This is a genomic window from uncultured Brevundimonas sp. (assembly GCF_937863155.1).
Lineage (GTDB): Bacteria > Pseudomonadota > Alphaproteobacteria > Caulobacterales > Caulobacteraceae > Brevundimonas.
The window spans coordinates 74,644-84,843 of sequence record NZ_CALMFB010000011.1 but is presented as its reverse complement, the minus strand read 5'-3'; the positions used below and the strand labels follow the sequence as shown (position 1 = coordinate 84,843).

At 68.8% G+C, this 10,200-nt stretch carries 10 protein-coding genes and 1 pseudogene; 5 read left to right on the top strand and 6 right to left on the bottom strand.

The window, feature by feature from the left end:
• From Q0581_RS01555 to proB, 3 genes are all read right to left on the bottom strand, one after another.
• The coding region (locus tag Q0581_RS01555; protein ID WP_298696840.1) for a sigma-70 family RNA polymerase sigma factor at positions 1-356 on the bottom strand (356 nt) is incomplete at its 3' end.
• Positions 357-567: 211 nt separating this feature from the next.
• Positions 568-1,830 (bottom strand): glutamate-5-semialdehyde dehydrogenase, encoded by a 1,263-nt coding sequence (locus tag Q0581_RS01550; protein WP_298696838.1) that lies wholly within the window; start codon positions 1,828-1,830, stop codon positions 568-570.
• Complete coding sequence (proB, locus tag Q0581_RS01545) at positions 1,827-2,957, bottom strand: glutamate 5-kinase (protein WP_298696849.1); 1,131 nt, start codon at positions 2,955-2,957, stop codon at positions 1,827-1,829. Before proB ends, Q0581_RS01550 begins: the two co-directional genes overlap by 4 nt.
• Positions 2,958-3,059: 102 nt before the next feature.
• Here proB and Q0581_RS01540 point away from each other — a divergent pair, with 102 nt between their 5' ends.
• Together Q0581_RS01540 and Q0581_RS01535 are read left to right on the top strand one after the other, a co-directional pair.
• Positions 3,060-3,842 (top strand): ZIP family metal transporter, encoded by a 783-nt coding sequence (locus Q0581_RS01540; protein ID WP_298696836.1) that lies wholly within the window; start codon positions 3,060-3,062, stop codon positions 3,840-3,842.
• A 53-nt stretch (positions 3,843-3,895) separates the two neighbouring features.
• Complete coding sequence (locus tag Q0581_RS01535; protein WP_298696833.1) at positions 3,896-5,128, top strand: S41 family peptidase; 1,233 nt, start codon at positions 3,896-3,898, stop codon at positions 5,126-5,128.
• Here Q0581_RS01535 and purT read toward each other — a convergent pair.
• From purT to tkt, 3 genes are all read right to left on the bottom strand, one after another.
• Positions 5,125-6,321, bottom strand: a complete 1,197-nt coding sequence (gene purT, locus Q0581_RS01530; protein ID WP_298696830.1) for a formate-dependent phosphoribosylglycinamide formyltransferase — start codon at positions 6,319-6,321, stop codon at positions 5,125-5,127. The two genes, Q0581_RS01535 and purT, sit on opposite strands and share 4 nt — an antisense overlap.
• A 2-nt stretch (positions 6,322-6,323) precedes the next feature.
• Positions 6,324-7,130: an alpha/beta hydrolase-fold protein gene (locus tag Q0581_RS01525; RefSeq protein ID WP_298696827.1), complete on the bottom strand. Its 807-nt coding sequence runs from the start codon at positions 7,128-7,130 to the stop codon at positions 6,324-6,326.
• Between the two features lie 214 nt (positions 7,131-7,344).
• Positions 7,345-9,294, bottom strand: coding sequence for a transketolase (gene tkt, locus Q0581_RS01520; RefSeq protein ID WP_298696846.1), 1,950 nt, complete (start codon positions 9,292-9,294; stop codon positions 7,345-7,347).
• Between the two features lie 143 nt (positions 9,295-9,437).
• Between tkt and Q0581_RS01515 the strand changes: the two genes are divergently transcribed.
• From Q0581_RS01515 to Q0581_RS01505, 3 genes and pseudogenes are all read left to right on the top strand, one after another.
• Entirely contained in the window at positions 9,438-9,686 is a 249-nt protein-coding gene (locus Q0581_RS01515; RefSeq protein ID WP_298696824.1) for a hypothetical protein, read from the top strand.
• Positions 9,686-10,009, top strand: a complete 324-nt coding sequence (zapA, locus tag Q0581_RS01510; RefSeq protein WP_298696822.1) for a cell division protein ZapA — start codon at positions 9,686-9,688, stop codon at positions 10,007-10,009. Before Q0581_RS01515 ends, zapA begins: the two co-directional genes overlap by 1 nt.
• Before the next feature lie 22 nt (positions 10,010-10,031).
• Positions 10,032-10,109: pseudogene (locus Q0581_RS01505) on the top strand (hypothetical protein); the annotation flags it as partial.
• Between the last annotated feature and the right edge of the window lie 91 nt (positions 10,110-10,200).

The window sequence follows — 10,200 nt, the reverse complement described above, 5'->3', positions numbered from 1 at the left end:
CGCAGGATGTATTCCTGGATCGAGGCGCGGATCCACCACATGGCGTAGGTCGCCAGGCGGAATCCCTTGTCGGGGTCGAATTTCTTGACGGCCTGCATCAGGCCGACGTTGCCTTCGGAAATCACTTCGCCGATCGGCAGGCCATAGCCGCGATAACCCATGGCGATCTTGGCCACCAGGCGCAGGTGCGACGTGACGAGACGGTGGGCGGCCTCAGGGTCCTGATGCTCGCTCCAGCGCTTGGCCAGCATGAACTCTTCGTCCTTGCTGAGCATCGGAAATTTACGGATTTCAGTGAGATAGCGTGACAGTCCCTGTTCAGGCGACATCACCGCATAGGTGGAATTGGCAGCCATAAAAGTGGTCCCTCCGACCGATACCGAGCGGGTCCAGCGGTTTCGGCCACGGAATGTGCACCGATCCCTCACCCCTCAACCGAAGACTTGGTGATCCGTTGCCGACTTGACCAGAGGCGGATCGTCACACCGCGTCGAATCGTGGCCGGCGGGCCACGGATTTTCAGTCGCAGACTCTGTAGCAGATTGTCCGTATCGAAACAAGACGGACCTAGGGGCGTGTCTGACCCTGGCCCCGGACCACATATTTGTAGGTCGTCAGTTGTTCGGCCCCGACCGGGCCGCGCGCATGGAGGCGGGAGGTGGAAATGCCGATCTCGCCCCCAAAGCCGAACTCGCCGCCGTCGGCGAACTGGGTCGAGGCGTTGACCAGGACGATGGCGCTGTCGACGGCGTCGGTGAACCGTTGCGCGGCCGTTTCGTCCATCGTGATGATCGCCTCGGTGTGGCCAGAGCCGTAACGGCGGATGTGATCCACGGCGTCGTCCAGGTCTTCGACGATCCGCACCGACAGTATGGGGGCCAGGTATTCGGTGGTCCAATCCGCCTGGGTCGCCTCGGCCATGTCGGGGACCAGGGCGCGTGCAGCGTCGTCGCCGCGCAATTCGCATCCTGCGGCCATCAGATCGGCGGCGACCTGGGGCAATAGTCGTTCGGCGCCCGCGCGATCCACCAGCAGGGTCTCGGTCGCGCCGCAGACCGAGACCCGGCGCATCTTGGCGTTCAGGGTCACGCGCCGGGCGACGTCCAGATCGGCGGTGTGATGCAGATAGGTGTGGCACAGGCCTTCCAAGTGGCCCAGCACGGGCGCCCTGGCTTCGCTCTGCACGCGGGCGACCAGGCTCTTGCCGCCGCGCGGGATCAGCAGATCAACCGTCCCCTCCAGGCCCGACAGCAGATGACCCACGGCGTCGCGGTCGGGCGTGGCGATCAGCTGGATGGCGTCGGCAGGCAGGTCGGCCCCAATAAGCGCGATGCGAACCGCCTCGGCGATGGCCAGGGACGACTGCAGACAGTCCGAGCCGCAGCGCAGGATGGCGGCGTTTCCCGACCGGATACACAGGGCCGCTGCGTCCGCGGTGACGTTCGGCCGGCTTTCGTAGATGACGCCCAGCACGCCGATGGGGGTGCGGACGCGGGCGATGTCCAGGCCGTTGGCGGGGGTCCATCGCGCCAGTTCGGCGCCCAGGGGGTCGGGAACGCCGGCGATGACCCGAACGGCCTGGGCTATCGCCGCCACGCGATCGGGCGTCAGCGCCAGCCTGTCGATCAGCGCTTCGGACAGGCCGGCCGCCCGGGCGGCTTCGACATCACGGGCGTTGGCCTGAAGAATGACCGCCTGGGCTTGAAGCAGGGCGTCCGCCAGCAAGGTCAGGGCATGGGTGCGCGCCTGGGCCGTCGTCTGGGCCAGGGCCTGCGCGGCGCTGCGGGCGCGGCGGCCGATGGCCAGCATGTCTGTGTGCAGCGCGCTCATCCGACCTCCAGCACCATGTCGTCGCGGTGAACCACGGCGGCAGGGCCACGATAGCCCAGGATCGCCTCGATCTCGTCGCTGCGTCGGCCGCGAATGCGGGCCATGTCCTCGGCCGGATAGGCCGCCAGACCGACGCCCAGGGACGCGCCGTCGGGGCCGGTCAGGCGCACGCAGTCCCCCTTGTCAAACGCCCCCCGAATTTCGATGACGCCACTGGGCAGCAGGCTCTTGCCGCCGGTCAGGGCCTGGGCCGCCCCTGCGTCCAGCACCAGGGTTCCGGCCGGCGCCAGACTGCCGGCGATCCATTGTTTGTAGGCCTGCATCGGCCCTGACGGAGCGGAGATCAGGGTGGCCCGCGCGCCCTCGACTACGGCCTGAAGCGGATGCGGCGTCAGGCCTGAAGCGATGACGGTGGCGCATCCCGCCGAGCGCGCGATCTGGGCCGCCGCCAGCTTGGTCGCCATGCCGCCCGTGCCGACGCCAGAACCGGCGTTGGCGCCGCCCGCCATCGCCAGAATGTCAGGCCCCAGGCTTTCGACCCAGGGCAGATGGCGTGCGGCCGGATCGCGTCGGGGATCGGCCGTATAGAGGCCGTCGATATCGGACAGCAGAACCAGCAGGTCCGCCCGCGCCAACTGGGCCGCGCGCGCCGCCAGCCGGTCGTTGTCGCCGTAGCGGATTTCCTCGGTCGCCACGGTGTCGTTCTCATTGACCACCGGCACGACGCCATGCCCCAGAAGGGCCTCGACCGTGGCGCGCGCGTTCAGCCAGCGGCGGCGCCGTTCGGTGTCGTCGCGCGTCAGCAGCAACTGGGCCGCGATCAGGCCGTGCGGGGCCAGGGCGTCTTCCCAGGCGTGCATCAGCAGGGATTGCCCCACGGCGGCGGCGGCCTGTTTGTCGTCCAGCCCCTTGCCCGTGGCGCCCAGGCGACCGCGCCCCAGGGCCACAGCGCCGGAGGACACCACGATCACCTGACGCCCCGGTGCTCGCAAGGCGGCGATGTCGACGGCCAGGGCCGCCAGCCAGTCACGGGCCACGCCCCGCGCCTGGCCCTGGATCAGCAGGGCCGAGCCGATCTTGACCACGATGCGCCGTGCATCGGCCAGAGCCGACGCCGCGCTGGGCATTGTGGAAGGGAAGGGGGCGTCGGTCACGGCCTGTTCTTAAGGTCCGGCGCGCATCAGCGAAAGCGCCTTGCGGTCATCGGCGTCAGGCCGCACACAGGCGTCATGCTGGAAAGCCTTTCGCCGGTCGCGGCCGGAACCCTGGGAAGCCTGGCCGCGGGCCTGATGACAGCCGTGGGCGCGCTGCCGCTGTTGTTTCTGAAGACGCCGTCGCGCCAGATGGAATCGATCCTGCTGGGGTTCGCGGCGGGGGTGATGCTGGCGGCGTCCTTCTTCTCGCTGATCATACCCGGCGTCGGGGTGCTGGAGGATCATGGGGCGAGCCGGGCGATGGCGGCGGGCGTCATGGCCGCGGCGGTTCTGCTGGGCGCGGCTGCGATAGGGGTTCTGAACCGGTTCGCGCCGGTAGACATGCTGGCCATCGGGCCGGCGGGGTCGCGCGATCTGGCGCGGCGGATATGGCTGTTCGTCTTCGCCATCACCTTGCACAATTTTCCCGAAGGCGCGGCGGTGGGCTTCGCCTTCGGCGGCGGAGACATGGGGCAGGGACTGTCCACGGCGCTGGGCATCGGCATCCAGAACATGCCGGAGGGCCTGGCGGTGGCGGCCGCCATGGGAACCCTGGGGTACGGGCGCTGGACCGCCTTCGCCGCGGCCCTGGCTTCGGGCCTGGTCGAGCCGGTCGGCGGTGTGGTCGGGTCGGGGCTGGTGGCCCTGTCGCCGTCGCTGCTGCCCTGGGGGTTGGGCCTTTCGGCGGGCGCCATGATCTATGTGGTCACCGCCGAGATCATTCCCCAGACCCGGGCCGAGGCGCGCGACGAACGCTCGATGATCGGCCTGATGATCGGCCTGGTGGGGATGATGTTCCTGGACATCGCCCTGGGGTGAGGACCGTCCGCCCGATGCTGGCAATCCTGTCGGGGGCATGGTCTAGAAAGGACATGTCGCGCGCTTTGCTTCGCCGGTTTTTGGCGCCCCTGTGTCTTCTGCTGGCTTTGTCGGCATGCCAGACTCTGCCCTATGCCAACGACCGGACCGTACCCCCGGTCGTCGAGGTTTCGGATGGCTCGGCCGAGCGCGCCGCCCTGAATGCACGCACCTATGATGCGGCGGTCGACTGGGTGTCGCGCCGTTTCTATCGTCGCGATTTCGGCGGGATCGACTGGCGCGGCGAAGCCGCCGCCCGGCGAGAGCGTGCGGTGGCCCAAACCGACGAGGCCGGACTCTATCGCGCCCTGAATGAGACGCTGACGCTGCTGGGCGACGCCCACACCCGCGCCGTCACCCCGACGCAGTATCGCCAGCGCCTGAGAGAACGACGCGAGGCGCGGCCGCTGATGGGTTTCAGCATGCGCGTGGTCGATGGCCAGTTCATCGTCACCCATGTCCGATCCGACGCACCGGCGGCCGGACAGGTTCAGGTGGGCTGGCGACTGGACCGTATCGATGGCGAGCCGGTCACCCCGGCCATGGCGTCCGAGCGGCGGCCCGAACACGAGGTGGTCTTCACCGACGCGGACGATCAGGTGCACACCCTGATGCTGCCTGAAGTGGACCTGCCCCCTCGGCCGGGCGAGATGCACAGGCGCGACGATGGGGTGGTCGTTCTGACCTTCGACTATTTCACGCCCGCCAGCCGCACCTGGCTGACGGAACGGATGCGCGAGATCGCGGCCGATCCGCCGCCGGGCCTGATCGTCGATCTGCGGGACAATGGCGGCGGGCTGCTGGCGGCGGTCGGCGCGGCCCTGTCGCCCTTCTTCGCCGAGCCTCAGCCCTATGCCTATGTCCAGAACGGCTACATGCCGCGTTGGCCCTATCGCACCCGACCCTGGCGACAGGGCTATGCGGGTCCGGTGGCGGTGCTGATCTCCGGCGCGTCGGCCAGCGGCGCCGAGGTGTTCGCTGCGACGATGCAGGAGACGGGGCGGGGCTGGGTGTTCGGCGCCAAGTCTCGTGGCGCCGTGATCGCTTCGCGCCAACTGGTCCTGCCCGATGGCGGCGAACTGAGCATCGGCATTCGCGCCTTCCGTTCGGGTCAGGGGCAGGTGCTGGAAGGCCAGGGCGTCACGCCGGACCATGAGGTCGATGTGACCGCCGACGAACTGCGTCGCGCGCGTGACGCGGTGATCGAGGCCGCGGCCGCCGCTCTGTTGGCGACGCCCGCCGCTTAATCGGCGACGACGCGGACACGGCCCGCCGCTTCGCGCGCCCGTTCGCGGGCCTGGTCGATGGTGTGGCCGCGTGCCGTGGCCACGCCCATGCGGCGGCGCTCGAAGCTTTCCGGCTTGCCGAACAGGCGCAGGTCAGCGGTCGGCACCGACAGGGCCTGGGCCACGCCCTCGAACGCCACGCCCTGGGCCTCGATCCCCCCATAGATGACGGCGCTGGCCGCCACGTCGCGGCGCGTCACATCCACCGGCAGGCCCAGGATGGCGCGGGCGTGCAGGGCGAATTCGCTCATAGTCTGGCTGGCCAGGGTGACCAGGCCGGTGTCGTGCGGGCGCGGAGACACCTCCGAGAACCAGACCTGATCTCCCTTCACGAACAGCTCGACGCCGAAGACGCCCACGCCGCCCAGGGCGTCCGTGACCTTGCCCGCGATCTCCTGGGCGCGGGCCAAGGCGACGGGGGTCATCGGCTGGGGCTGCCAGCTTTCGACATAGTCGCCGCTTTCCTGACGGTGGCCGATGGGGTCGCAGAAGTCGGTCACCACGGCGCCGTCCCGCATAGACCGCACGGTTAGCAGGGTGATCTCGAAGTCGAAATCGATGCGGCCTTCCACGATCACCCGCGTGGTTTCGACCCGGCCGCCGGACTGGGCATAGGCCCAAGCGTTGGCGGCGTCTTCCAGGGCCTGGATCATCGACTGGCCCTTGCCCGACGACGACATCACCGGCTTGACGAAGACGGGCAGGCCGATGCGATGCGCCGCCTCGGCCAGTTCGGCGGCCGAGCCGACGAAGGCGTAGGGGCTGGTCGGCAGGCCCAGATCCTCGGCCGCCAGGCGGCGGATGCCCTCGCGGTTCATGGTCAACTGGGTCGCGCGCGCCGTGGGGATGACGGTGGCCAGCCCGGCCGCCTCGATCCCCGCCAGAACCTCAGTGGCGATGGCCTCGATCTCGGGCACGATGATGTGCGGCGCCTCGACCAGGATGATGCCGTTCAGCACCTGGGGGTCGGTCATGGGAATGACGTGGCTGCGGTGCGCCACCTGCATGGCCGGAGCGTTGGCGTAGCGATCGACCGCGATCACCTCGGCGCCCAGCCGTTGCAGCTCGATGGCCACCTCCTTGCCCAGTTCGCCGGCGCCCAGAAGCATGACGCGGGTCGCGGTGTCGGACAGGGGAGTGCCGAGACGGGTCATGATCAATCCTTCACAGGCGGCAAGGCTTCACGCAGGAAGGCCGGGGCCATGGCGCGATAGATGGTGGAATGGGTCAGGTCATGCCGCGGTTCATAGCGCCAGTTCAGGCCATTGGGCGGTGTACGGCGCAGGGCGACAATCACGCGGTCCAGACCGGCCTGCATCTGCCCCCCTTCATCGCCAATGGTCAGCAGAAGCTGGCGTTCCCCGGGCGGATGGGCCGCCAACAGACTGGCCGCACGCTTCGACAGGGCTTCACGATCCCACCATAGACTGGGGCTGATGGCCAGGTAGCGGTCGAACAGGGCCGGCTGCTCCAGGAAGGTTTCGACGATGAACAGGGCCGCCGCCGACTCGCCCAGCACGACATCGTCGCCATTGGTGCGATAGCGGCCCTGGACCCACGGCTTGACCTCGTCGGTCAGGAAACGGCGGAACCGGTCGGATTGTCCGTGGTTGGGCCATTGGGCGATGATCCGACGGTCCGTCGCCCTTTCGGTCAGTTCGTTCTGCCGATCCTGCGACGCCACCCCGACCACGATGACAGGCTGCATGTCTCCGGCGCGGATCGCGTCACGGACCAGGGCGGCATAGGTCGGGAAGTCCTGAGCCTGGCCACCGTCCAGCATATAGACGACGGGGTAGCGGCGATCCCCGTTCTCATAGTCGTCGGGCAAGAGGACATTGATTTCCCGATTTCCCTCCATGATCGGCGAGGGGAGGGTGAAGGTCTGGCCGACCGGCGCGGGTGTCGCCGCTACGGCCGGTTCGGCCGTCTGGGCCGCGACGGGCGCCACCAGGGGCGACATCAAAGCGGCCCCTAAAAGCATGACGATGGGCTTCATCACCTGTCTCCCGCGACCCTTCTCCCCCTTGCGGGAGAAGGTGGCCCGGAGGGCCGGATGAGGGGTCGCGCCGCCCTCAACGACGGGGTCCGTGCAACCCCTCACCCGACCGCGCCAGGACGACGGCTGACGCCGCCGTGCGCGATCTCCCTCTCCCACAAGGGGAGAGGGTCGTGTCTCAGAGCCGCGCCTTGACCGCCGCGACCACGGCCTCGGCGGTGATGCCGAACTCGCGGTACAGGATGTCGGCCGGGGCGCTGGCGCCGAAGCCCGTCATGCCGACGAAGCCGCCGTCCTCGCCGATGAACCGCTCCCAGCCCTGTTTGATCGCGGCCTCGACGGCGACGCGCACCGTGCCCCGACCGATGACGGCGGCTTGGTATTTGGCGTCCTGCTGCTCGAACAGTTCGAAACAGGGGACCGAGACGACGCGGGTCGGCGTGCCTTCGGCGTCCAGCATTTCGGCGGCCTCCAGGGCGATGGGAACCTCGGTGCCGGTGGCGAACAGGGTGGCTTTCGCTTCGCCCGATGCGGCCTTCAGCTCATAGGCGCCGCGGGCCGACAGATTCTCGCTCGCCGCCGTGGTGCGCACCGCCGCCGTCTTCTGGCGCGACAGGGCCATGGCCGACGGCGTGGTCTTGTGCTCCAGCGCCAGCTTCCAGCACTCCATGGCCTCGACCGTGTCGGCCGGGCGGAAGACCAGCAGGTTGGGAATGGCGCGCAGGGCGGCCAGATGCTCGACCGGCTGGTGCGTCGGGCCGTCTTCACCCAGGCCGATGCTGTCGTGGGTCAGGACGTGGATCGCCCGTACCCCCATCAGGGCCGCCAGACGGATCGACGGGCGGCTGTAGTCCGAAAACACCATGAAGGTGCCGCCATAGGGAATGACCCCGCCGTGCAGGGCCATGCCGTTCATGGCCGCCGCCATGCCGTGTTCGCGGATGCCCCAGTTGACGTAGCGGCCTTCATAATCCGGCGCGTCGAAAATCTCCGTGCCCTTGACGAAGGTATTGTTCGAGCCGGTCAGATCGGCCGAGCCGCCGATCAGTTCGGGGATGGCCTCGAACACAGTCTCCAGCGCCGCGCCCGACGCCTGGCGCGTGGCCTGGGCCGGTTTGGTTTCGACCAGTTCGGCGATCTTGGCGTCCAGCTTGTCGAAGGCGTCGGCGGGCAGGTCGCCCTTCATGGCGCGGGCGAAGTCGGGGGCCAGCGAAGAGGCGGCCAGGCGCGCCTCCCAGGCCTTGCGATCTTTGGCGCCCCGGCGACCGACCTTGCGCCAGGCCTTTTCGATGGCCTCGGGGATTTCGAACGGGTCGTGATCCCACGACAGGCCCAGGCGGGTGGCCGCGATCTCGGCGGCGCCCAGGGCCGCGCCATGGGTCTTGTGGCTGCCTTCCATCGTCGCGGCGCCGCGGCCGATCTTGGTCTTGCAGGCGATCAGGGTCGGCTTGTCCTGTTTGGTCGCCCATTGCAGGGCCGACTTGATGGCCTTCATGTCGTGGCCGTCGATGGCCTTGACGGCCCAGCCGGCGGCTTTGAAGCGCATCTTCTGGTCGGTGGCGTCCGACAGGCCGACGGCGCCGTCGATGGTGATGGCGTTATCGTCCCACAGCACGGTCAGGCGGTTCAGCTGATAACGCCCGGCCAGGGTGATCGCCTCCTGCGACACGCCTTCCATCAGGCAACCATCGCCCGCGATGACCCAGGTGCGGTGGTCGCACAGATCCGAACCGAAATGGGCGGCCAGATGGCGCTCGGCCATGGCGAAGCCGACGGCGTTGGCCAGGCCCTGACCCAGGGGGCCGGTGGTCGTCTCGACGCCCGGCATGTGGCCGTATTCCGGGTGGCCGGCGGTCTTGGACCCCCACTGGCGGAAGTTCGACAGTTGCTCCTTAGTCGCGGCCTTGTAGCCGGTCAGGTGCAGCAGGGCGTAGATCAGCATCGAGCCGTGGCCCGCCGACAGGATGAACCGGTCGCGGTCGGCCCAGTCGGGGCGGCTGGCGTCGAACTTCAGGAATTTGGAAAACAGCACCGTCGCCACGTCCGCCATGCCCATGGGCATGCCCGGGTGACCGCTGTTGGCCTTCTCGACCCCGTCCATCGCCAGCACGCGGATTGCGTCGGCCATCTGCTTCGGCGTGGCCTTTTCGGGTGTGGCGGGGGCTTTGGTCATGGCGGGACCTTTGGTCGGGGACGGAAAAAATTGGAGGGCGCGCCGCTTTACCCCGGCGCGCGGGCGGGTTCTATACGGATTCTGGAGGAAGCGACCCGATGGCCGACGCCACGACCGCCGCGAAAAACAGGATCGACCGCGCCCTGGCCGCGCTGGAGCGCCGGGTGCTGGACCTGAAGGCGCGCTCGGCCGCGTCCGCCACGGTCGATGCCGACGACCTGTTCGCCGGTCACGATCCCGCCGTCGCCACCCGCATCGCCGAGCTGGAAGCCGCGGGCCAGGAGGCGTCGGACGCCCTGGCCCGCGCCGCCAACGAGCTGCGCGACCTGTTGAGCGAGGCGGACTGATGGCCACCGTCACCGTCGATATCAACGGCCGCCCCTATGCCGTGGGCTGCGCCGACGGACAGGAGGAACGGGTCCGTATCCTGGCGCGCCAGTTCGACGCCCATGTGCGCCAGGTGTCGCGCGACGTCGGCCATGTGGGGGATATCCGCCTGTTCCTGATGGCGGCCCTGGTCCTGGCGGACGAACTTCAGGAAGCGCGGCTGGCGGCCCAGTCGTCAGGCGGTTCGACGCCCGTGATCACCAACGGGTCCGGCGACGCCGGCGTGGCCGAGGCGCTGAACGCCGTCGCCGCACGCATCGAGAAGATCGCCCAGAGTCTGTGAGCTTGTCTCCTCCCCATGACATGGGGAGGGGGACCGCGAAGCGGTGGAGGGGGCGCCTGAGGCTTCAAAGATCGAGACGCCCCCTCCGTCTCGTCGGCTGTCGCCGCCGATCCACCTCCCCATCGGCGATGGGGAGGAGACGTGTCAGCCCGCCATTGTTCCGCCCCCGGTCCGGGCCTATCTTGATCGGT